The 23,600-nt window shown below is 35.4% G+C and carries 21 protein-coding genes and 4 pseudogenes; 17 read left to right on the top strand and 8 right to left on the bottom strand.

Annotation, left to right across the window (positions count from 1 at the left end; genetic code table 11):
- The first annotated feature begins 55 nt into the window (after positions 1-55).
- The 8 genes and pseudogenes from hflK (at position 56) to ACQH3L_RS05810 (ending at position 9,025) form a co-directional block, all read left to right on the top strand.
- A complete protein-coding gene (hflK, locus tag ACQH3L_RS05775; protein WP_010962866.1) occupies positions 56-1,090 on the top strand; it encodes an FtsH protease activity modulator HflK in 1,035 nt (344 codons plus the stop codon).
- Between the two features lie 2 nt (positions 1,091-1,092).
- Entirely contained in the window at positions 1,093-1,965 is an 873-nt protein-coding gene (gene hflC / locus ACQH3L_RS05780) for a protease modulator HflC (RefSeq protein WP_010962867.1), read from the top strand.
- 3 nt (positions 1,966-1,968) lie between these two features.
- Positions 1,969-3,462: a DegQ family serine endoprotease gene (locus ACQH3L_RS05785; protein ID WP_010962868.1), complete on the top strand. Its 1,494-nt coding sequence runs from the start codon at positions 1,969-1,971 to the stop codon at positions 3,460-3,462.
- A 116-nt stretch (positions 3,463-3,578) separates the two neighbouring features.
- A pseudogene (locus ACQH3L_RS05790) lies at positions 3,579-4,308 on the top strand (hypothetical protein); the annotation flags it as partial.
- A 385-nt stretch (positions 4,309-4,693) separates the two neighbouring features.
- The gene (locus ACQH3L_RS05795; protein ID WP_425385019.1) at positions 4,694-6,106 is read left to right on the top strand and encodes a hypothetical protein; all 1,413 of its coding nucleotides are present in this window, start codon (positions 4,694-4,696) and stop codon (positions 6,104-6,106) included.
- A 233-nt stretch (positions 6,107-6,339) separates the two neighbouring features.
- Positions 6,340-6,534 carry a hypothetical protein gene (locus ACQH3L_RS05800; protein WP_274979287.1) on the top strand — a complete coding sequence of 65 codons (195 nt, stop codon included), beginning with the start codon at positions 6,340-6,342 and terminating at the stop codon, positions 6,532-6,534.
- A 33-nt stretch (positions 6,535-6,567) separates the two neighbouring features.
- Positions 6,568-8,049 (top strand): hypothetical protein, encoded by a 1,482-nt coding sequence (locus ACQH3L_RS05805; protein ID WP_425384758.1) that lies wholly within the window; start codon positions 6,568-6,570, stop codon positions 8,047-8,049.
- Positions 8,012-9,025 (top strand): hypothetical protein, encoded by a 1,014-nt coding sequence (locus ACQH3L_RS05810; protein WP_425384759.1) that lies wholly within the window; start codon positions 8,012-8,014, stop codon positions 9,023-9,025. The genes ACQH3L_RS05805 and ACQH3L_RS05810 overlap by 38 nt, the downstream gene beginning before the upstream one ends.
- Positions 9,026-9,226: 201 nt before the next feature.
- Here the strand turns inward: ACQH3L_RS05810 and uvrB are convergent, their stop codons facing one another.
- Complete coding sequence (gene uvrB, locus ACQH3L_RS05815; protein WP_425384760.1) at positions 9,227-11,134, bottom strand: excinuclease ABC subunit UvrB; 1,908 nt, start codon at positions 11,132-11,134, stop codon at positions 9,227-9,229.
- Positions 11,135-11,528: 394 nt separating this feature from the next.
- A pseudogene (locus tag ACQH3L_RS05820) lies at positions 11,529-11,801 on the bottom strand (transposase); the annotation flags it as partial.
- A 133-nt stretch (positions 11,802-11,934) separates the two neighbouring features.
- Here ACQH3L_RS05820 and ACQH3L_RS05825 point away from each other — a divergent pair.
- From ACQH3L_RS05825 to ACQH3L_RS05845, 5 genes and pseudogenes are all read left to right on the top strand, one after another.
- Positions 11,935-12,108 (top strand): hypothetical protein, encoded by a 174-nt coding sequence (locus ACQH3L_RS05825; RefSeq protein WP_010082315.1) that lies wholly within the window; start codon positions 11,935-11,937, stop codon positions 12,106-12,108.
- 96 nt (positions 12,109-12,204) lie between these two features.
- Positions 12,205-12,477 carry a hypothetical protein gene (locus tag ACQH3L_RS05830; RefSeq protein ID WP_022626362.1) on the top strand — a complete coding sequence of 91 codons (273 nt, stop codon included), beginning with the start codon at positions 12,205-12,207 and terminating at the stop codon, positions 12,475-12,477.
- Positions 12,437-12,618, top strand: a pseudogene (locus tag ACQH3L_RS05835) (transposase); the annotation flags it as partial. The gene ACQH3L_RS05830 and the pseudogene ACQH3L_RS05835, both read left to right, overlap by 41 nt.
- Entirely contained in the window at positions 12,595-12,747 is a 153-nt protein-coding gene (locus ACQH3L_RS05840) for a transposase (protein WP_369408987.1), read from the top strand. The pseudogene ACQH3L_RS05835 and the gene ACQH3L_RS05840, both read left to right, overlap by 24 nt.
- Before the next feature lie 11 nt (positions 12,748-12,758).
- Positions 12,759-13,007 carry an IS110 family transposase gene (locus ACQH3L_RS05845; protein WP_022626363.1) on the top strand — a complete coding sequence of 83 codons (249 nt, stop codon included), beginning with the start codon at positions 12,759-12,761 and terminating at the stop codon, positions 13,005-13,007.
- Positions 13,008-13,351: 344 nt separating this feature from the next.
- Here ACQH3L_RS05845 and ACQH3L_RS05850 read toward each other — a convergent pair whose 3' ends face one another.
- From ACQH3L_RS05850 to ACQH3L_RS05860, 3 genes are read right to left on the bottom strand one after another with little or no spacing between them, the layout of a single operon-like run.
- On the bottom strand, positions 13,352-13,729 hold the full coding sequence (locus ACQH3L_RS05850; protein ID WP_010962876.1) for a cytochrome c-type biogenesis protein: 378 nt from the start codon (positions 13,727-13,729) through the stop codon (positions 13,352-13,354).
- Entirely contained in the window at positions 13,713-14,753 is a 1,041-nt protein-coding gene (locus ACQH3L_RS05855) for a hypothetical protein (RefSeq protein ID WP_425384761.1), read from the bottom strand. The genes ACQH3L_RS05850 and ACQH3L_RS05855 overlap by 17 nt, the downstream gene beginning before the upstream one ends.
- A 2-nt stretch (positions 14,754-14,755) precedes the next feature.
- The gene (locus ACQH3L_RS05860; RefSeq protein WP_010082412.1) at positions 14,756-15,115 is read right to left on the bottom strand and encodes a ferredoxin family 2Fe-2S iron-sulfur cluster binding protein; all 360 of its coding nucleotides are present in this window, start codon (positions 15,113-15,115) and stop codon (positions 14,756-14,758) included.
- 136 nt (positions 15,116-15,251) lie between these two features.
- Between ACQH3L_RS05860 and ACQH3L_RS05865 the strand changes: the two genes are divergently transcribed.
- The 4 genes and pseudogenes from ACQH3L_RS05865 to ACQH3L_RS05880 form a co-directional block, all read left to right on the top strand.
- Positions 15,252-15,389, top strand: coding sequence for a hypothetical protein (locus ACQH3L_RS05865; RefSeq protein WP_010962879.1), 138 nt, complete (start codon positions 15,252-15,254; stop codon positions 15,387-15,389).
- A 708-nt stretch (positions 15,390-16,097) separates the two neighbouring features.
- Positions 16,098-17,651, top strand: coding sequence for a Mur ligase family protein (locus ACQH3L_RS05870; protein ID WP_425384762.1), 1,554 nt, complete (start codon positions 16,098-16,100; stop codon positions 17,649-17,651).
- Between the two features lie 6 nt (positions 17,652-17,657).
- Positions 17,658-18,248, top strand: a complete 591-nt coding sequence (locus ACQH3L_RS05875) for a COQ9 family protein (protein WP_010082414.1) — start codon at positions 17,658-17,660, stop codon at positions 18,246-18,248.
- A gap of 22 nt (positions 18,249-18,270) precedes the next feature.
- Positions 18,271-18,546 (top strand): annotated as a pseudogene (locus ACQH3L_RS05880) (hypothetical protein); the annotation flags it as partial.
- Here the strand turns inward: ACQH3L_RS05880 and rsmD are convergent.
- From rsmD to ACQH3L_RS05895, 3 genes are all read right to left on the bottom strand, one after another.
- On the bottom strand, positions 18,543-19,091 hold the full coding sequence (gene rsmD / locus ACQH3L_RS05885; protein ID WP_010082416.1) for a 16S rRNA (guanine(966)-N(2))-methyltransferase RsmD: 549 nt from the start codon (positions 19,089-19,091) through the stop codon (positions 18,543-18,545). The pseudogene ACQH3L_RS05880 and the gene rsmD sit on opposite strands and share 4 nt — an antisense overlap.
- A 122-nt stretch (positions 19,092-19,213) precedes the next feature.
- Complete coding sequence (locus ACQH3L_RS05890; RefSeq protein WP_010082417.1) at positions 19,214-19,846, bottom strand: WD_0853 family protein; 633 nt, start codon at positions 19,844-19,846, stop codon at positions 19,214-19,216.
- The gene (locus ACQH3L_RS05895) at positions 19,836-23,564 is read right to left on the bottom strand and encodes a type IV secretion system protein (RefSeq protein WP_425384763.1); all 3,729 of its coding nucleotides are present in this window, start codon (positions 23,562-23,564) and stop codon (positions 19,836-19,838) included. The genes ACQH3L_RS05890 and ACQH3L_RS05895 overlap by 11 nt, the downstream gene beginning before the upstream one ends.
- Positions 23,565-23,600 lie beyond the last annotated feature (36 nt).

The raw sequence follows: 23,600 nt of genomic DNA on the forward strand, positions 1-23,600 counted from the left end.
TGCATTTTCTTATTAAAGAAGTAATATTAGCGTATTAATTATAGAATCAATCATTATGTTTGATGATAATAATCCTTGGAATCTGGGAAAGAAACCGGTAGGGAACAAAACTCCTAATAATGAAGATATTTTAAGTAAAGCTGTATCTGATATAAGGTTCTTTCTTAATGGATTAACCAGAAACAGGGGCAAAAAACCTTATTTCATCATTTTCATTATTTTGCTGTTCTATGCTTGCACTGGCTTTTATATTGTCCATCCTAGTGAAGAAAGTATAGAACTTACCTTTGGTAAATATTCTAATACAGAAACACCTGGTTTGCGTTATCACTTCCCCTACCCTATTGGCAAGGTTTTTAAAGTGAACGTTAAGGAAGTAAATCGTGAAGAAATTGGGGTAAGTAGTTCTTATGGGCGAGATACAGATCGCGGTGAAGGCGTGATGCTAACTGGAGATGAAAATATAGTCAACGTTAACTTCGAGGTTCAGTGGCGCGTTAGAGATGCTAAGGACTATTTATTCAAAGTGCGGGATTACAAACCCGGTTTCAGTGTTAAAAATGCTGCTGAAAGTGCCATGAGAGAAATAATAGGTAAAAATACGATCTCTTTTGCACTTGGTCAAGGCAGACCAGAAATTTCTAGAGATACTAGAATTCTATTGCAGCAGATTCTTGATGGATACCAAATGGGTATAGAGATTTTATCTGTTCAAATGAAAAAAATTGATCCACCAGAAAAAGTAATCAGTTCGTTTAGAGATGTACAAAGTGCTCGTGCAGACAAAGAGCGTACTATAAACGAAGCATATGCTTATAATAATGATATTATACCTCGAGCAAAGGGTGAAGCGATAAAGATAAAATTAGATGCACAAGCATATGAAAATGAAATAATAAATGAAGCAAAAGGTAATGCAAATCGCTTTTTATCTCTTTATGAGGAATATAGACAGAATCCTTCTCTCGTTAAGAATCGTATTTATCTTGAAACTATGGAAAATATTTTCAGTAAGGTAGACAAAGTTGTTGTAACTGATGATCTGAAAGGTATGTTTTCTTATTTACCTCTTACAAATTTAGGAAAATAACCATGAGTAGTAATATTAAAATTGTTTTTGTTTCTGTATTTGTTGTTTTATTGATTGTTTTATTTAATTCAATATTTGTTGTGCAAGAAACAAAGCAAGCGATAGTTATACAACTCGGTAAAGTTGTAAGGGATGTTAGGGAAAGTGGCTTATATTTTAAGTTGCCATTCATAAATAGTGTAGAGTTTCTTGATAAAAGAGTTTTAGATTTAAGTCCTGATAAGATCCCAAGGGAAGTGATAACAGCGGATCAAAAACGTATTATAGTAGATGCGTATGCAAAATATAAAATAACAAATCCTGTTACTTTTTACCAGGCTGTGAGGAATGAATCAGGTCTGGTTAGAAGATTATATCCGGTTATAGAAGCACACATAAGAGAAAATATAGGCAGATTTTCGTTGATTAGCTTGTTGAATGAAAAAAGATCAGAGGTTATGCAATTGATTCAGCGTGGAGTTTATTCTGAAGCTGAAAAATTTGGCATAGAAATAATAGATGTAAGAATTAAGAGAGCAGACTTACCAGAAGAAAATAGTTCTGCAATATTTCGCCGTATGCAAACTGAAAGGGAAAAAGAAGCAAAAGAAATTAGAGCAGAAGGAGAGCAAGCTGGGCAGGAAGTTAGATCAAAAGCTGATAAATTAAAAAGGGAAATTATCTCCAGTGCAGTAAAAGAATCGTACGAAATAAGGGGCCGTGGTTATGCTGAAGCAACTAGAATTTATAATGAGGCATTTAAGGTCGATGAAGAGTTCTTTAACTTTTATCGCTCTATGAGCGCTTACAGTAAATCATTTGCCGAAAATAATACTAAATTTGTACTTTCACCAAACAATAACTTTTTAGATATTTTAAATAAGGGGTGGAAATAGTCTATGAAAAGTAAGGCATTTATTTTATCTATATTTGCATATTTTCTAATTGCGTTTTCTTCGTATGCTAATATGTTTGATTGGAATGCAAAAAAGGTCGTTGATGCTAGCACTACTGCATGCAACTGTAATCAAGGACTTGCCGATTTAGTGGAAGAACTCATTCCTGCGGTTGTAAATATTTCAAGCGAACAAATCATCAAACAAGAAAATAACAGCAGAACTAGAGTTCCATCTATGCCAGGAAATAATTTTTTTGATGATTTTAGAGAGTTTTTTGAGCATTTTGATCAGTTTTTTATGGATAGGGGCCCTAGTGTTAACAAAGAGGTGGTGTTGCTTGGTTCTGGATTTATTATAGATAAAGGTGGAACTATAGTAACCAATTATCACGTTATTAAAAACGCCAAAGATATCACAGTTACTATGAACGATAATACTTATTTCAAAGCAGAAGTTTTAGGCTATGATGCAAGAACTGATCTTGCTGTGCTTAAGATTAATTCTGATAAAGATCTTTCTTCTGTTGCATTTGGTGATTCTGATAAAGCAAGGGTTGGTGATACGGTTATGGCAATAGGTAACCCATTTGGTTTGGGTGGCTCTGTAAGCACAGGAATTATATCTGCAAGGTCCAGGGACATTAGTATTGGCACTATGAATGAATTTATTCAAACTGATGCTGCAATTAATAGGGGTAATTCTGGAGGACCGTTATTTGATTTAAATGGAAAAGTTATAGGTATTAATACTGCTATCTATTCTCCATCTGAGTCTGGCGGCAACGTGGGTATAGGTTTTGCCATACCATCTAATTTAGCTATGTCAATTATTGACACATTAAAAAGTGGCAAAAAAATAAAACATGGTTGGCTTGGTGTGCAAGTTCAGCCTATAACGAAAGAATTTGCTGAGTCCTTGGGTTTAAAAGATATAAAAGGCGCATTGGTTGCAAGTATAGTAAAGGATAGTCCTGCAGAAAAAGGTGGGATTAAAGTAGGTGATATATTATTAGAATTTGACGGTAAAAAAATCGATAGAATGACACAATTACCTCAAATGGTTTCAAGAGCTGGACCTGAGAAAAAAGTGCAAGTTAAGTTACTTAGAAAGAGCAAAGAGGTTAATATTAAAGTTGTGATCGGAGAATCTACAAATGATGGCCAAGATAACAATCAAGAAGAAAATAAATCAACATCTGATTATGTAACCGGTTTAACTGTTTCAAATCTGCCAAAAGAATCAAAAGAAAGTAAAAATAATGTACCTACAAAAGGTGTGATAGTTACCAATGTAGATAGTAACAGTAATGCCACGTTGCGTGGTATTAAAAAAGGAGACATTATTATCCAATTAGATGGAACCGATATAGAAAATACTAATGATTTTCAAAAACAAGTTGATTCAGCAGTAAAGAAAAACGGTAAAGATTCAATAATGTTGCTCATTTACCGCAATGGAAATCAATTCTTTACTTCGATAAAGTTGAAGAAATAGCACTCGTAGGTTATTTACTAAATTAGCAGCATTGTAAGCCTGTCACTGTAACACCTCAATCTTACAAGACAAATCAAAACTATTAAAGTCTACATTCCATTCACTAAAATACACATATGGATAATATAAATTTTCTAAAATTCATTGAACTGTGCTTTCAAACAGTGGTGCCGGGATGTGAGTATAATGATTATCAGTACATAAAAGTCATAGCAGAAAGGCTGGAAGCAGCGAATGCTGGCGAAGTAAGGCGCATAATATTCAATATGCCTCCGCGTTCAATGAAGTCCATATGTATGAGTGTTGCGTGGCCCGCATGGATACTGGGCAACTGCAAGAATAATAGTTGCAAGTTATTCTAAGTTGCTTAGTGAAAAACATTCGCTTGATACCAGGTGCATAATGCAATCTGATTGGTATAAAGAACTATTTCCAGAGGTAGAACTATCCAAAGACCAGAACACTAAATATAAATTCCAAACAGTGCAGAGAGGATACAGAATCGCAACATCAGTTGGAGGAACATTAACCGGTGAAGGTGGTGACTCTATTATTGTGGATGATCCGCTTAACCCTGCTCAAGCTTTGAGTGAAACATTTAGAAAACGTGCCACAAACTGGTTCGATCAGACTTTAGTAACGAGACTCAACGATAGAAAAAAAGGAGTAATTGTGCTTGTGATGCATAGGCTCCACCTGGAAGACTTAACTGGGAACCTCTTATCTAAGCCAAAAAACATATGGCATCACATTTGTTTGCCAATGATTTCTGAAAATAAGGAGGTTATTTATTCAATTAATAACCATACTGGTGTCATTCCAATCCCCCCTCCTGTCATCCCAGTGCCCAGACACTTGTATCTGGGATCTCGTTCCTTAACTTTATAGTGTAAATTATTTCAAATTGTGTCTAGCTGCAAGTATAATAATTTCCATTTATAGATAAAGTATGTTGCAAATGTTATGCCAAAGAGTATAATAAAATCTATATCAAATACTTTACAAGAAAAAGTGGGATAGAGGCAAAAGCAAATATTAATAAGGATAATTTAAGAAAAGCGCATACTAGAGTTTGAAGAAGCAGTAAAAATAAAAAATATTATTGAAAGGTTAAATAGCACATGATATAATATATATAGTGTAAAAATGTAAATAATTTTATTGACATCTTTACATTAATAGTTCTTAAATATTTAGTACTGTAGAATTAAGTTTTATGAAGGAAGTAAAAATGGTGGAAAGCTTTTCAGGTAACAACAAAGGCAGTAATTTTATTGAGGAGGCAAAAATAATGGAAAATTTTTCAGATAATAACGGAAACGGTAGCTCAATCTTCCAAGGAAAAATCAGGGAGCAAGATTTCTCTGCAGAGCAGAAGCTAAATGAACTAAAAGCAGCCATAGAGGAGCTTACCAGACAAGATTTGCTCAGGAGGCTCGAGTGTGAGCGTCAGGCTTCTAGTTGTATCGATGAAATATCATCTCAAGCAGAGCTATATATCGGAGAAGGTGATGATGAGGATTACTTCACTGGTGAAAAAGGAAGAGTACTCGGAGATTTCTGGAATTTCTTTGAATCTCTCTTCAACCTTTTTGAAGTAGATGTAGATGATCCGAAAATCTACCAAATGCTCAAGGAGAAGAAAGAAAAAAACCTGATTGCTGCGATAATGAAGTTTTTGCGTGATAAGCTTAAGGAGTTAATCAAGAAGATTTTTGCACGCGATTTAAGTTTCAATCAGAAGTTGGACAAAAAGATAAAAGAATTGCAGAAAAAATTAGGCAGTGGTGAGTTATCAGAAGAAGAGTTTGCAAGGGCGTTAGAAAGATTAACTGCATTGCAAGATCTGAAACTCAGGTTACAAATGGCCGTTGTCGGATGGATTGTTACAATGTTCGCAGAGATGTTTGGAGTTGAGTTGGCGGCTGCGGTAGAGGCATCTACAGAAAAAGAAGATAAAAAAGCAGAAAAAACATCATTAGAAGCAACTAAAGAAGTTTGCGAAAACGTAGAAATGAAAGTGGATGAAAGAGAAAAACCTAAAGTGCCAGTTTTCCTTTTTGAAATTTCACCAGGATTTGTAAGACCGGTTGTTCTGAGCAAACCAGAACTTGAAATTGCGTCAGATCCTTTGAAACATCTATTGCGTCTTGCTGAGCTTGAAAGAAAATATCATGAAAATTCACAAAAACCAGAAAAAGTGAATGAAGAGAAAAAAGCGAAGCCTGAACCGAAGAAAGAGGTGTGTCCACCGAAACTTCCAGACAAGAAGCCTGTGGCAAGTGGGATAAAAATTAATTTTAATAAAATAAAGAATATTGGTTTCCGAGAAAGGGATGCGAATACTAGTGTTAATGGAAGAGGAACCACGCCACCCACTAATGGACAAGGAAACAAGCTTGATAATGGGAAGAAAAACGAGTCTGCTAGTTATGCAGCAAGCCGTCTGAATGGTAATGTTAATAAGAAAGAAGCGGATAACCTTTACACCAAACTTGCAAAAGAACTTGCCAATTTTAAAATAGGTGTTTGGAATGGTGCTGAGAATGAAGGTTCTGTGAATGATGCTCAATCACCAAGAGGATTGACTAATGATGTAAAAGTTGAGAAATGTGTAGAAGGTCAATCAGTAGGAAAGACATAATCGTGAAGGTAGTTAGATCCCAGTGTCTGGGCACTGGGATGACACCCTCTTGGATGGAAACCAGCGTCAGCTACTTGGATGACGCCTCACCATGTCATTCCAGTGCGTGACGCTGGAATCCAGGAGTATAAAAATGACGAATAAAATTTATACTAAAAAATATAAAAAAAGTGCTTGCACTACAATTTATTTTTAGTATACTAGTTACATAATGTTTTTACTTAGGGGTCAATATGTATAGTAATAATGATAAAAAAGATAGCGATAAAGGGTTTACTCCAAGCAGCAGGTATGAAAAGTATAGCGGTTCTAATCCGGTAATGCTTGAGGCACGTGAAAGACAAAGACGTAAAAGTAGCAAGCCTGGCTCGCAAATGGAGAGTAGTAGCTCTACTAGTGCTGGCAGTAGTAAAGGTAAAAGTAAGTAATGTTGTTTCATCACAATTTTAGTAGGGGGAGTTATGGGTAATTCTACAAAAGAGCTAGTTAACGCATTTAACTTAAATAATTATGGTATTGATAAGGTCAATACTAATTTTACTGTAGAAGGTAAAAAGATTGTTGGTTTATTTGCTAGTGGTACTAATACAAAAGAATATCTGCGAAGAATAGGAGAGGAGATAATAAAGCAGCACTACAGTGATGGAACTGAGTTAGCAAGTGAATATTATAACTTAAACTATTTTCCATTTGTTCTAGATGCTAATCCTGATAAAGAGGATTTAGGTAATGGCATAGTGAAAGTAAAGCTTGCAGATTCTACAGATAATGGAGTAATTCGTAACTTGAAGGTTCATTTTGCTAATGAGTTTGAGGGGGCTGTGAGATCTAAAGTGGCTGCACTTCTACAAGAATTAGTAGGAATAACGAAGGAACAAGCATATGAATGGGTCAATGGAACTGTTGGAACAGGAGCGATAGGTAGTCCTTATCTATACTGTATAGCTTTTAGCAACGAGTACCTCGAAAAAAGGTATAATTCGAGGATTTTTGAGCTATTGAAGAGTCTTTATATCAGTGAATTTAACTCAAGATTAGAGGCGTGTGATCTTAAGAGTTCAGACTTTTATGAATATAAAGATGGTATGTTATACATTAAAAATGTGAGTGGTAAGGTAGTCAGGAGTGTAACAGAATATGTTAAAGGGCGAGTAGCGCTTGATTTTAGAACTCCAGGCAGCGTAGAGTCTAAAGTTGAAAATTGTAAAAATGTTTTGAGTGAACTAATTCTTAAAGCGACAGGAAAGTTTGTTGACGGGTGTGATTATGATGACTTTACAAACAAAAACAAAATAAAGAATGGGCATAGTTTTGCTCTTATACCTTTTATAGAAGAGAATGGTCAGTTGAAATCTTTAAGTTCTAGGGATGCATCAAAGATTAATGAAGGAATATTTAATGGTTTTCATTGTATAAGTGATATTAGAGGCAAAACTGCAAATCCACAATTTGCTAATTGTAAAGAGCCAGTTTATGCTTTCTCTAATAAGCAGATTGCTCAGTTACTTCCTAAAATTATGGGGTCTCCAATTGCATATAATCAAATAAACGGACGTTTTGAATTTTCAGTTGGTCTTGAGAATTTTAAGAGACGTAGCTCGAGTCGATCCTCCTCAACGGTAACTTCTCCACTCAATTCTCCTACACATGCAGAGCCACCAAGAACACCGCTTGAACAAACTGGAGCTAGGTTTTTTGAATCTAGAGGAGGCAGAGGTAGTGGTCTTGGTGATTCACCTCCACAACTTAAGGATTCTGGTTCTTCAAGTGGTGGTCCAAGTTCTGGCTTAACTGAATTGTCATCACCGACACAGGAGTTTCACAAGCGAAGTCGTGGTGAAGGGTTAGAGAGCCCTCCCAGGCAAGGATCAGAGAGAGGAAGGAAAAGGGGGGCTGTTTCAGTTGGTGCCGGGGGAAATAGATTCAAGTCAATCCACTGGTGATCAATCACAGCTATCTTTGAGTAGATCATCATCGATTTCTTCTCCTATAGCATGGGATGATTCAACATTCTTAAATCCTGAGGTTTCTAATGAGGAACCTAAAAAACAGCAAGTTACTAAGGAAAAGGAAGAAGAAAAGTTGTTTAAAGCATTGCTTTATTGGTTTAACTTAAATAATTATGCTTTGGATCCTCCTCATACTAACTTTATTGTAAAAAATGGGAAGATTGCTAGTTTAATTGATGATAGTGTTGATGTAAAAGAGTATTTAGAGGAGATAATAGATAAAACGAAAGAAGAGTATCGTGTCAATAAGGAAGAAGCCTATGATCTCAATGAGTTTCCATTTCAATTTCTTTCTAATTGTGAGAAAAACCAAGAAACAACAGTTGTTGCTAATATAAGTCGTGGTGCCTTACTTAACTTAAAAGAACTTTTTAGTCGGGAGCATGAGGGAAAAGTAGAAATAAAAGATATCGACATTAACATCGTCGAAAAGACAGTGAAATCTGAAAAGGACAAATGGGTAAATTTTCAGGTGCAAGAACATGGGTTATCCCCTAAAAAAGCAATTAAAACCTGTTATCCCGATGAAAGAGTATTAGAATATATTTCAATTACAAAAGACAAAGGTGGATACTGGATTAACCGTGATTATGATGGTTCGGAAGTAGAGTCGTTTAGGAAAGAGCAATGGCCTGCTAAAGGTACGTCAAAAGCTGAAAAGATGAAGTCCGAAGATAATAAAGACAGCGGTATCTCTTCAGCGGAGGCAACTGATGCTGAAAACGTAAGCTCTAAAGCTGAGGCAACAACAAGTGGTTATGAGTCTATGGATTGTGAGAATACTAGAGGAGGATCGCCAAAACGTACTCTAGAGTTGAGTGTGGGAATGGAAGAATTGACAATATCCACAGACCTGTATGCCACTAAGGCCGAGCAGCACTCTCCCATAAAAAAATTTAGAAGCAATTGATCTAATCCACCGCTCTCAGCCACCTAAGCGTTTTATTAGGGTTAGGGCAAAGTCCCTGACCCTAAAGGCACTGGTGTTAGTTTTTCTCATCCATTGCAGATATTGCGCGGTACTAAATGTTTAAAAAGTATTAATATAAAGATATCAATAAAATTATTTACATTTTTATACTATGCACATTACATCATGTGTTATTTAACCTTACAATAATTTTTTTATTCTTGCTGCTTCTTCAAATTCTAAATTTTCAGCATGCTCTATCATTTGCTTTCTCAAATCATCCTTATTAGTATTTACTTTCGGTTCTGCTATTGCCCTCTCCTGTAAGGTGTTTGATATAGGTTTTATTATAGTCTTTGGGACAATATTGTGCAATATATTATGTTCTTCTTGTTTTTTTCTTCTTCTTTCGGTCTCTCTTAATGCACGGTCCAGAGAACCAGTGATTTTATCTGCATACAAAATTACTCTACCTTCAGCATTACGCGCAGCACGACCAATCGTTTGAATTAATGAAGTTTCCGATCGCAAAAATCCTTCTTTATCAGCATCCAAAATTGCAACCAACCCACACTCTGGAATATCAAGACCTTCCCTCAGCAAGTTAACACCTACTAAAACATCGATTTCTTTAGATCTCAATTTGTATATAATTTCTATTCTCTCCAGCGCAGCAATATCAGAATGCAAATAACGCACTCTCATATTCATTTCACTCATATATTCAGCTAAATTTTCAGCCATTTTTTTCGTCAATGTAGTGATTAAAACACAAAATCCCTTCCCTATTGTCACTTGTGCCTCATGAATTACATCATCAATTTGACTCTCTATTGGTTTTACAATGCAGATTGGGTCCGTAAGCCCTGTTGGACGGATAACTTGCTCTATAAATACATTACTGGTCTTTGCCAACTCATACTTTCCGGGAGTGGCTGAAATGTAAACAGTCTGCGGCCTAACTCCCTCCCACTCTTCAAATTTTAATGGACGATTATCAAAAGCGGAAGGGAGCCTGAAGCCATAGTCAATCAATTTCTTTTTACGCGCCTCATTACCACTGTACATCGCACCAACCTGAGGAACGGTGACATGACTCTCATCAACAAATAAAATTACGTCTTTAGGTAAATATTCAAACAAAGTAGGTGGTGGATCCCCAGCTTCCATTCCATAGAGATAACGCGAATAATTTTCAATACCTTTACATATTCCTGTTGTTCTCATCATTTCGATATCAAAATTAGTGCGTTGCTCGAGGCGCTTTGCTTCAACAATCTTGTTTTGCGAGTAGTAATAATCCAAGCGTTCATGCAGCTCTTTTTTGACTAGTTCAATTGCCTGCAACAAAGCCTCACGCGGGGTTATGTAATAGCTATTTGGAAAAATGGTGATTTTATTTACGCCTTTGGTAACATTGCCCGTTATAGCATCAACTTCAGAAATTTCTTCTATTTCATCGCCAAATAGCGATAAACGCCAAGCTTTATTTTCATAATGGGAAGGAAATATATCAACAATATCGCCGCGCACTCTGAAATATCCTCTCTCAAACCTGGCATCAGAGCGCTTGTATTGAAGATCAGTTAAGTTGCTCAGGAAATCATTAATACGAATTTTATTTCCAACACTAAGCGGTATGATCATGCTGCGGTAGCTCTCAGGCGAACCAAGACCGTATATGCAGGAAACACTGGCAACTACGATCGTATCCCTGCGCTCCAAAAGGGAGCAGACGGTGGAATAACGCAGCATCTCAATTCTTTCGTTAATTGCAGAATCTTTTTCGATATAAGTATCAGTTTGTGGTAAATAGGCTTCAGGTTGATAATAATCATAATAAGAAATGAAGTATTCAACAGCATTATGGGGAAACAATCCTTTCATTTCCTCATAAAGCTGTGCTGCTAAAGTTTTATTGTGTGCCATAATTAATGCAGGCCTGTTTGTCCTTGCAATAACATTTGCCATAGTAAAAGTTTTCCCAGAACCAGTAACTCCAAGCAAAACTTGGTCTCTTTTATTGCTATTTAGCCCCGCAATTAAACTATCGATTGCCTGCGGTTGATCTCCAGCAGGTTGAAAATGTGTAGTGATTTGAAATTTCATAGACTTTACTTACTATCTTTGATTCATTGCATAGTGAACACTATATTGCTTTTAAGATAAGTTGTATAGCTATCGTAAAGCCATAAAACATTAACCAACAATGTCATGCAAGTAGCTGACACTGGAATCTTGTTTCAATGTTAAACAAAATACCATAGAATTCAAGAAGACAATTCCTAAAAAATCCCTACATCCAAAAAAAGGCAAAATGCTGCTTGAATAAGCTAAATTTTTTTAGATGCAAAAACAATAAAACATAGTTGATACTAAATTATAGTACTCCTATGACAACGTTACAAAAATTAAGGAAATGGATAGCTCTGATCAATTGGAATAGTATTTTCAGGTACCGGTGGTCAATATGACATTTTTAAAATAAAGATTTAGAACCTGTTTAAAATCTTCTCAATAGAAGAGAAATGAAGGAAAGAACGACCATTTGTAGGCTAGTGTTAAGTTTTCGCTCGCAATTTTTCCACAATCGTCTGCATTTTTCTAACCAAGCGAAAGATCGCTCTACAACCCATCTTTGTGGCAATACAGCAAAGGAATGTAATTCACTTCGTTTTATTACTTCTACAGTTGCTCCAATAATCGTTTTTATTTGAGTTGCAAAATTTTCTCCTGTATAACCTGCATCGACCAGTATATTTTTAACTTCCGAGAGGTTTTCTTTTGCGCTTTCAACCATTCTCACAGCACTGCTAACCCCAGTTGTAAATTAGAAAAAATAGAAAAGGTAAGGAAATAGGGTAAACTCCGAGGTATTTGATATTCATTCCTAAAATAGGAGGTTACCAATGAAAGAGAAAGTAACAGAAATCTTTTGTATAGTCGATGATTTTTGCAATACAGTCGATGAAAATTTTGCAGAAAAACTTCTACCAAGTGGCAAAAAACCAACCAGGACGCCAGAGATTACGCATTCAGAGATTTTTACCATAATATTGCTATATCAAGTGCGACAATTTTAAAATTTTCTATGTGCATTATTTGAAATTATTATACGAATCAGCGTTTCCAAAATTGCCATCCTATAGTAAGTTTATCAGGCTAAAATCGCAGGTTTTATGGTATTTAGCGCTCTTAATGCAATGGTTTTGCGAACAGTCAAAAGTGACAGGGATTTCGTACATAATCTATCGCTGTTTGCCATCCAAAAAGGACCTCGAGAAACAAAGTTTTCAAAGGGTTGGCAAAGATTGGAAAGACTACTTATGGGTGGTTTTTCGGTACATCTAGTAATCAACGAAACTGGCGAAATTCAAGGGGTTACGGTGACAAAAGGCAACGTTGATACCTGTGCCAAATTTAACTCAGAAATTGACTGGATTATTGTTTAGAGATAAAGGATATATCAAAAAAGATCTTTTTCACGAATTATTCGATAGAGGGTTAAAGCTTGTAACCAGTATAAAAAGGGTATGAAAAACTCATTAATGGTGCTAAATGAGAAGATTTTGTTAAGAAAAAGATCGATTATTGAGACAGTTTTTGGCTCTCTGAAAAACAAATTTGAGATTGAGCATACTCGCCACAGATCACCGATAAATTTTTTGGTACACATTTTTTCTACGCTTGTTTCATATTCCATGCAGCCGCTGCATTTCTAAGCTTTACTTCGTTGGCTAATCCGCAACTGGGGTATATAGGGTTGACACCAAGGCAATATTCTTCTGGAAAAGTTGATCGGCATGGCAGCATATCAAAGATGGGACCAGCGGAATGTAGAAGTATGTTATATGAAGCTGCACAAACAATGCTTACAGTTACCAAGAGGACATTTAAATTAAAAAACTGGAGTTGCGAAGAAAAAAGGAATGAAAAAAGCAATTGTAGCAGTAGCAAGAAAATTAGCTGTAATTATGCATAGGATGTTGGTTGATAAAACAGAATTTTATTATCAATAAACATCAAAAGAGCATAGGACAATAATTTTATTGAAAATAAAGATAGCAATGCCGATGGAAGGGACAAGCAAGAACTTAGTTAGACTTCGTGGTAAACATGTTGCCGTCCACTTCCGCCTAACAAGTATAATGCGGCTTGACAAATTTATTGTCATCTCAGACCGCGGAGAGAACCATATGCTACTTTTAACTTATGTAAAATTACCAAGGATTATGGAGAAGATATGCTGTTTTGATTTGTGTGAAAATTATTGTTGACTTATGTGCAATTAGAGAACCTAAGTCACTTTAGCTATATATAAAAGGTTTAAGTGGTTGTATTGATGTATCTTTGTATTAAAAAACACCCAATAAGCAGAGTTGTAAGTGGAATAAACCACAAAATGTAAGTGCTAGGTGGTACGATTATAATTGAATTGCCGTAAGAATTTTTTAACTCTGAGATTATCTCTTCATCAGTGTATCCATCATTGATTTTTTTACGAATTGCTTCTCGCATATCATACGCGATCTGAGATCCAGATTCAGACAATGATTCGCCAGAACATATTGGACACCTTATTATTTCAAATAAACTGGTTGCTCGTTTTTCCATGCTTTTATCTCTGAGTTTATTATCCAGAGTAAAAGCGTTTACGCCTGAGTGGAATATCAATATGAAAAGTAAGCTAATTACTATTCTCATTCTTGGTTAATTGGATTATTTTACTGAGTTGGTTCATAAAATCAGTGATGGATAACTTTCCAATAAAGCTTGACCCTACATCATCATCGTACTTTATTGAAAATTGAATGCCATTATCAGTTGTTTTTTCTGATAAGGAAGGTACTAATTTTTCGAACGCATCTGAAGTTTTTGAGTCACCAATCATAAACGAGATTAATTCTTTATAATTTGATATAGCCACGTTGATTTTGTCTTTAAATGAATATGTAACTAAGTTGTAATTGTTTACCCCACCATCTGCAGCAAAAGAAAAATTATTACTTTGAATCAAAAATTTCTCTATATTGAAATTAATTCTGGAAGCCGAGATGTCGTTTACAAATTCATAATCAAATTTAATGTCGATACTAAGGTAACTTTCAGGACTTGCAGTATTTTTATACCGATAAGTATACAAATCAAATCCTAGCTTAGCATTTCCACTCAGTTCTTTATCGAGGTGAAATTGAATGTAATTGCTTTTATCATTCACTTCAGTTATAACACTTTGCTGATTTTCTAAAACATCACATTTTAATCCATAATCTTCGTAACGAAGTGTATCTATATAGTCTATCACGGTACTATTTTTGTTGAATCGCAATGAAGATGGTAAATCGTTTAGTCTAACAACAAAGTGGCTGCTATCGTTTGTGTGGCATTTTATATTCTTTTTCTCATCACCATGAACAGCAATATTGACTTCATTGCTTGGTATGTAGATATATACTGATTTATCAAACAATCTATTTTTTATCAATAAAGCATCAGATGAGATGGTTAATTGCTCATTGGAAAATTTTGGGTTTGTCACACGAAAAATTAGGTTAGAAGGAAATCCACTAAAATCATGTGAAATATCAAATTTTTCGTCGTTAATGTATAGTATTGTTTCAGCTAAAAGATTTTTTACCTTACATGCAGAAAAATACCAAAGACCACTATACGCTACAGGAATAAACAAAAGTAAAGAGATGATAATATAGATAAAAATCTTACGCATAGCTAATCACTCCCCTGTTTATCCAATGATATATTTCTTGTACCCCTTGGTATGGTTACACACAAGCCGTCGATATCTTTTGTGATTTTTATTTGGCACCCAAGTCTTGATGTCTCTGTTAAGCCGAAAGCTAGGTCTAACATATCATTTTCCTCATCAGATATAGGGTTATGTATTTCTACAGCATTATAAAACTTTGGATCAACAATTACATGGCATGTAGAGCAAGCAAGAGAACCTTCACATGCACCTTCAAGCAGATCTGGATCACTTCTGTGGGCTAAATTGAGCAGAGTTTCTCCCTCTGCAGCTTCATAGCTTTTCTTACTCCCATCAGGTAAAATAAAAGTAACAGATGGCATATTATTCCTATTAAAATCCTTACTAATTTCTCTATATCCTACAGGTAATAACTAATATTTGCAAACTCTTTACAATTCCAGTGCCTATTTTTTGTTATCCAAGTAGCCGACACTGGTTTCCAGAAAAAAGGGTGTTATGCAAGTAGCTGACACTGGTTTCCATCCAAGACGGCAGTGCCCTCTTCTTGTCATCCTAGTGCCTTCTTCTTGTCATCCCAGTGCCCAGACACTGGGATCCAGGAATTTTATTAAGTTAGTAAGCATAAAAGTATAGCTAACGCGAGCTCTACGTCATACCGCCGCGGTATCTCTAGATCCCGCTAACACGTAGCGGGATGACGAACTGCTATACCGCCACGAACCGTCATACCGCGATTCATTCGCGGTATCTCAGCCGCTAACAAGAGATCCCGCTAACAAGTAGCGGGATGACGGTTGTTGTTTAGCTACAAACGTTAAGAAATTTACTAAGCGAAAAAAAAGGCAAAAGAAGCCCCGTGGTTATTATCTGCTTTAAAATATTGGCGTTTTTTATGTTTTAAACGCTTGACAAGCGAAATTCAGTTGCTTTTAATTGCAACTAACCTACGCTGCAAATGTTTAAGAAATTTACCAAGCAGAAAAAAAGACAAAGAATCCCCGAGTTAGCTAGTCTTTTACTATCTCTGTCGAGTATTGGCATTTTTTGATGTCTTGTAACGCTTTATAAGCGCGTTCAGCTTATTTAGATAAAAATCTAGATGTAGATGAAGTTTTGTAAAGACATACAGTATCTATATACTGCAAAAAATTGAACATAAGACGCCGATACATTAAGTAATCCTTACCTTTTAATCTGCAGATTGGCGAAAGCAAATACAATAGCTTCAGTTTCATGATAAGGGCGCTGGCGGAGTTTGTCAAGTAAGTTTTTTGTTTCTATTGAATGACAGTTGTAACCTACGAAAGAAGTCTGTTGTAATTTGTACGATATCTTTATAAAATGGTTCGCATAAGTTATCTAGCAGTGCAACTAAACAAATACAAAAATCAAAACGTCGCGGTTTTTGGTCTTGGTAAAACTGGTTTATCCGCCATTAACGCTCTAACAAAGAGTGGTGCAAGAATATATGCATGGGATGATCATGAAGAGCAAATAGCAAATGCAAAAATGATGTATAAAAAATGTAATTTTATTCATCCCAAGGAATACAATTGGCATGAGATCAGTGCATTGGTTTTAAGCCCTGGAGTGCCAACAGAGCCACATTGGATAGTAAAACTTGCAAGGAGATTTGATTGCAAAATAAAATCAGACATTGAGCTATTTCTTGAAGCTAAAACTACGAACCAGAAGGTAATAGGCGTCACAGGAACAAATGGTAAATCAACCACTACATCACTAATAGGGCACATATTAAAATCTGCAGGGAAAAAAGTAGCTATTGGTGGAAATTTAGGCGTTCCTGTTTTGGATCTAGAAAGAGATGCAGAAATTTATGTAATCGAACTCTCCTCTTTTCAATTGGAGTTGATGAATGAAATTAACGTGGACATTTCAGCACTGCTCAATATTACACCAGATCACATAGATAGGCATGGAAGTATGGAGAACTACATAGCAACTAAATTAAAACTGATAAACGGTAGTGAGGTTGCCGTAATAGGATGTGACAATGAGATTACTGCTGATATATTCAACAAATTCACTGGAGACAAAATTCCAATCTCAGTAACATATTCCCCGATGTCATTCCAGCGCGTGACGCTGGAATCCAGAAAAGAAAAACCATTGCCAACTACTCAGATGACAGAGGGTGGTGCAAGAGATCTAATATCATTGGCAGGTAACAATTTGCTTGATTATAGTGAACAGATTACTGGTATAGATCGAAATTATCTGGATCCCAGTGTCAGCTACTTGGATGACAAAAGGGGCACTGGGATCCAGAAGATCTCGTTAAAACTAGAGAATCATAGCTTATCAGTAAGCGACGTGAAAATAAACCTAATATCCAACGCAGAAAACATAGCAGCCACATATGCCGTATGTAAGGTACTTGGAGTAGATAGCAACACTATTATCAATGGAATCAAGTCCTTTTCAGGACTGAGGCATAGGAATGAACTGCTTGGCAAAATAAGAAATGTGTTTTTCGTGAACGATAGCAAAGCAACTAATGCAAAATCGAGCGAAAAGGCGATCTTATCTTATGAAAACATAAATTGGATCGCTGGTGGAAGAAGCAAAAAAGGTGGAATAGAATCATTAAGCAAGCATTTTACAAGGGTTAGAAAAGCTTTTCTTATTGGAGAATCAACCGAAGCTTTTGCAAATGTTATGGAGAATAAAGTAGATTATGTTAAATGTTACAATCTAGAAGATGCATTCAGATTGGCTTTTGAAGAGGCCTTAAATAGCGCAGAAGAAGTAACAATATTACTTTCTCCCGCGTGTGCTTCTTTTGATCAATGGAAAAATTTCGAGGAACGTGGTGAAGCATTTTGTAGAATGTTTGAAAATCTCAGGTACAATCACACATGCTGTTTAGTATGATGTTGCGTGGAACAAAAGTTAATAATAGATAAGCTAATTAGGGTTATTCCATTTGAAGGGATAAGCGATGAAACCCTATTAAAGGTGTGCACTGACCTTAATCTAGCTAATAGCTTTTGCAAATTTCAGAATGGAATATATAGCGCTTTGGAGCACATAGCAGAGGACTTAAATAGCTCAATGGAAGCTGAATTAAGAAATTCTAATTTAGAAGATATGAAAGTGCGAGAGCGAGTAAAGTTAGCTATTCAAATACACCTTTCAAACTATGCTAAGCTACCGAATTATAGAGAACTTTTAAAAAATGTTTTATCATTCTCCGTATCACCAAAAAATACATATTTTTCTAGTAAACTTTTATACAGAACTATTAGTGCGATTTGGTATGGCATTCATGACCAATCAACAGATTTTAACTACTATACAAAAAGAGCAATATTAGCTGGAGTGTACTTAAGTACGATACTTTTTTTTATCAATGATTATTCAGAAGATTTTGTGGATACTTTATCGTTTCTTGATAACCGTATCAACAATGTCATGACATTTCAAAAATTCAAAACTCGCTTAAAAGGAATCATAGGAAATTTCTTATAAGCTATTGATTGTTGGTAGAAAAGTACTTGAGCACGATCCTGAAAAGGTTTGTGAAAATAAAAATATTCATGCTGATCATAAAGAACATCTAGTTTATTGTGAGGATAATAATGGTACAACAAAATACACCAGTTACGAAGAAAAAGAAAATAAATTTATTGAAGAAGCACATGAATATTTAATAGACTCTGAATTTAATAAAAATTTTGATCTAGGGCAGTACAGAATAAGTAATTTCTCCGGAAACTTGACGAAAATAGAACTGGAACTCATCAATGAAAAGTATATGCAAGTTTAAGTTGATAGAGAAAGAAAAATTATTCTTGCTATACCGTAAATACGTTCCAAGATTATACTAAAGTCTTTATTGCACTCAAAACCTTCGTTTTTCCTAATCTCTAGAATTATCAATGCATCATCACTTAACCAGCCTGAGTTAGCTAGTCCATTCAACGTTGATTCAACTAGATTGCTATTGTAAGGTGGGTCTATAAAAACTATGTCGCATTTTGAAATAGGTTTTGGTAAGCAGTTAGCACTGCAGCAAATTAGCGTAACATTGTCCGTAATTCCAAAATCTTCTGCTGTTTTTTTAGGCAGTTGCAAATTGTAATAATCTGAATCCACCATGAATGCATGTTTAGCGCCGCGAGAAAGCGCTTCAAATGAAAAAGAGCCACTTCCGCAGAACAAATCAAGTACATTCAAGTTATAAATAGGTTTTCTTGAGGAAAGTATACTAAATATTGCTTCTCGAACAATACTCATAGTTGGTCGTGCAGCTAAATGCTTACCTGTAGTTATTTTTCTTCCGCGATATTTGCCTGCAATGATGCGTAGCATATTAAATAAGCTCCAAAATAATTAATTATTTATACTATATGATTAATGTCAATATGGCTTTAGCAGTTTAATAGAGAGAAGCTATCGAGTCGCTTGTAAGAAAAACACAAACACAAGACTCATCAGTTATCTTTTTCTGATTTGCCTGCTGCATTAATTGCTTGACCAATCTCATCTTGTAAATCATCATGATCATTTTTTTCATCATGATTTAGCCCTTCAATTCTGCTTTCTAACTCTAACTTAATTATAGTATTGATTTTATCTATATTATCAAGAAAGCCTCTACATTCTTCTTCACTATACTCTTCACCAGATGCTTTTTTTTCAATAAATAGGTTTTTAAATCCTGCTAGATCAGAATTCTGATCGGTATTTAGTACAACATTTCTCTCTATGAAGCTAAGATCTGACAGCAGTAAGCTAACCTCTAACAGATCTTCACTTTTCACGCTTTTAAGGTCTTCAAGACTTTCTAAAATACTAAACACCTTAATCCTTTCTTGTACAATCTCTTTGTCTTCCTTATCAAATTCAGACAATAAACTATGATTATCTACAAATTTCTCACTCAAAGCTTTATTCAATTTAGCAAAATTGACATCCTTGTCAAGTGATGTGTTATCCCGCAACAAGTCTACCCTTGCCCTACGCGCATTTAAAATGTCGTCGTAGTCATTTAACTTTATGTTGCCATCTTTGTCTTGCTGCAATTTATAATAATCAAGGCCTTTGAAATTTTTATTAGTCTTCATCTTCAATCCTCTTCTCATCTCCTTTTGCATCTGGTTTCCTCATTGGTTCCGGTAATTTCCTTTTACTGTCTTCTCGATTTCTTTTTTCCTCTCTTTCAGCACGTTTTTTTATAGCTTCCTGGGTATTCATTTCAAAAAGTGCCTTAACGTACTCTTCTGGATTTTTTGGTTCTTTAAATAAAGGCTTAAGATTATAAACTTCGTCTTTTCGATCTCTTTCTTCTTTTCTTCTAGCTCTTTCAGCACGTTTTTCTACAGCTTCTGGAGTGTTCATTTCAAAAAGTGGTGAGAGGTTGTAAACTTTATCTTGATTTCTTCTGCCTTCTCTTTCAGCACGTTTTTCCATACCTTCAAAAGCAGATCCAAAATCATCAATTTCATCTGAACCTTTTGGTTCCGTGCCTAAATTTCGTGTCACTTCATTTGATTGATCAGGCTTATCTTCTTCTGTTGGCTGATCATGCTGTAGTTGATTAGGCTTGTCTTCTTGTTCTGTGCTTAGTTCTCGTACTACCTTATCTGGCTGACCTCCCCCTCGTAGTCGAAGAGGGTCGCCTTCTTCTAGTGGCTGATCATGGTTATCTCTTACTAGTTCCGTGCCTAACTCTCGTTCTACCTTATTTGATTGATCAGGATTGTCTTTTTCTGGTTCTCTCTTACGGCCGATAGTGTAATCATGAAGCTTCTCTAAGAAATCTCGCCTATATTCTTTTGCTCTATAGAGTAGGTTATGGTCATAGCCATGCTTTCCTATAGAGTCAAGACCATGCTCCCAAGTAAACTTCATAGCATCTTCTATTGTATAGCCCAAATGTGATCCTACGTATCCTTTATAATAATCTAAATATTTACCGATCCTTCTGTGTGTAATATCTTCCTTATCAACTCCAAATGCCCTGTAAATTTTTTCCTCGAGCTTATCAACATCATTTTCAGGCGATGTTGCAAACTTCGTTGCTTCAATAGTAGCACCTACAAATTTACGTGGCACATCAATAGCGTATTTCAGCACTCCTCCAACTCTTGGTACTCTCCCCAGCAGATTAGCTGCACCTCCGGCTAATCTATCCGGTAAATGAGTAGCCCAACTGCCTAAAGACTCAAGTCCTCTACCAGCAAAATTTTGCCACTGCTGTTTGAATCCTTCCATTATGCCAGTCAAAGGCGATGCCTGATACATACTAGATATATTGTAAACGCTGAATCCACCACCAGCGATACTTGAGCCCATTTGTTGTACGAACGTGCGTAAGGAGAACATTAAAAATGAAAGCAAGAATAGTATAAAGATTTCCCCTGCATTGATTAAATAACCTCTCTGTATGTCTTGCACCCTTTGGTAATCGCTATTTTCTTGATAATTTTTGCAATCCTCACAATCTTTACATTTCTGACAGTATTCACTGTTGGGATCCTTATATAAATCATGAAGTTTCAGTATTCTACAACCTTGTTTTTCTACCGCACTCCGCACTAAAGATCTTATTTCATTAATTATTTCCCTATAACTATTGCATTTATTTATATCTTGACAGTAGCGTTTTATTATTTCACTAACATCACCTATCCTTTTCTCTATATTGTTGATCAGTAATATAATGTCAGCCCTCTCTGATGCATGAGATAAACTATTTGTTAAGCGCACTAGATCTTTTTCACTACAGCCATTACTAACTACCATATCACTTTCTGCAATATAGTGGTCTGCTGGATTATCTTTAGTTCCAGGAATTGGATTAAAGAAAGGATAATCTATATAACGAAACCCTTTTATATGTTCACCATTTTTATCTTTAGGGTAATCTGGTGGAAGCGGGATATATCCAGCACCACCAGTAAATTTTATTGTACCACCTTCTCTGCTTATCTTTTCTATACCTTCTATACTTTTATCTATGTTAAGAGAAGAAGCTTCTCCAAGAGTGTAAGGTACAAAAATTTGCCCTGGGGTCCAACCAAAGTACTGCTTATCAACGATACAAAAACCGCCAAACACCCATTTTGGAGCACATAACTTTACCTCGAACCATTTATTGTAGCATACAGTAAAACCTAGTTGTCTATAAAAGGTGTTCATTATCATTGAAGCCAACAATGACAAGAGAGTAAATATCATAATCGATTGTAAACAAAAACTGATGCAGAATTTTATCCAACCTTCAAATAGACTTTTCAGCGGTGAAAATAAAATAGAAATTAGAAACAGTGGCATGATAGCTATAAGAAAAGCTATACCCATAAAGCCAGAGAGAAATATTATGTAAGCATACAAGCACAACAAGAAGTATAGTACAATCCCTATGAAAATTGCCGGTATCATAAGAAGGCTTGCCCACATTTGGTAATGTAAAAACGCTGCAAACTTTTTCCAAACAGAATAAGCAAAAAATTTATTGAACATGTCCTCCATGAAGCTAAACAACTTAGCTTCATCTCCTTGAGCAATACTTCCGGTGTTCATGTTGGGAGCAAAGTTAGTAATTACACTTATCAATTGTTCAAGACCTTTAACGAATAAAACAAGAAAATGATCATAGAAAAATCTAAAACTTCCAGGAGATATAAGCACTATTACTAGAGTGATTTTCATCATTCTGATGAGCATATCATGCTTAGTTTCTCGTATCATGCCAAAAAGATAAAGAAGCGATGAAATCATTACAAATAGAACAAGCAAGGAAAGAACAAAATTGTGAAAGCTCGTACTTTTTTCAGCTATATTTTCGAACATAGCTTGTGCAACTGCAGGATCATTGCTATTAAAATGTTCTTTGCAATTTTCGTTAATCAATAATACACATTTTAGATAGTTATAAATGTAATCAAAAAACCCAAAACTACTTGGCTGCTGCACTCCACTTAAGAACTCAAAAGAGTAGCCACCTACATTATCTAAGTAATATCTATCTAATATTTTTACATATATTTTCCATCCCTTTTTTAACTTCAACTCATTACAATTTCTGTCCTTTAATTTAGTGTTATCTCTGTCTAAAGTAAAAAATCCATTGTCGCCCTCTGCTGTGGAGTTATAACCTAGATGTACAGTAGGATATTGAGGATCGCGCATTAACTTTAGATTTTCGTTAGTATCATCTTTCCCCGTTTGAAACAAAAGATAAGCACCATGACCGTTGGTAAACCAACATGGAGCACCACGTGATACTGTATTTGCACTATCATCTTCATTAATGCACTTGCAATTTACAGTGCAACTTGCATTAGGCTTACTTGAAAATTTTTGTATGCTAGGTTTATAATCATTACAAACTAAGTGAAAATTAGGTAAACTATTATCACTTTGTTTACCTTCAAATTTAGTTGCATATTTTAACTGCTCCAAGCTTTGTAAGGTATAACTGCCTTTTTTAGATTCCTTCTTGTTATTATTACTCCAAGATGTCCATGCACCATTAACTCGCACTTTTAAACTATCTCCATTGGTTTCGAGTCCGGTATCCTCCCACTTCACCACTTGGTTATGGTGAAAACCATAATTAATTTCGCCAGTTTCAGGATCAATAACTTCTCCATCTCCTGGAATAAACGCATCGTGGTCGCTTGAAAAATGAGCGCTTACTGCAATAGGTTTAGGACCAAAATAGTCAGCAGATATACACCTTGGAAAAGGCATATCGTTTTTACTACAACCTGTGATCAGCACATAAGCTGCAAGAAGTAATACCCTAAACCAACATTTGCCTAAACGTGATTGCATATCTAAACTTTTTCCAAATACAGAATAAATTTCTAA

The organism is Wolbachia endosymbiont (group A) of Sturmia bella, assembly GCF_964030905.1.
GTDB lineage: Bacteria > Pseudomonadota > Alphaproteobacteria > Rickettsiales > Anaplasmataceae > Wolbachia > Wolbachia pipientis.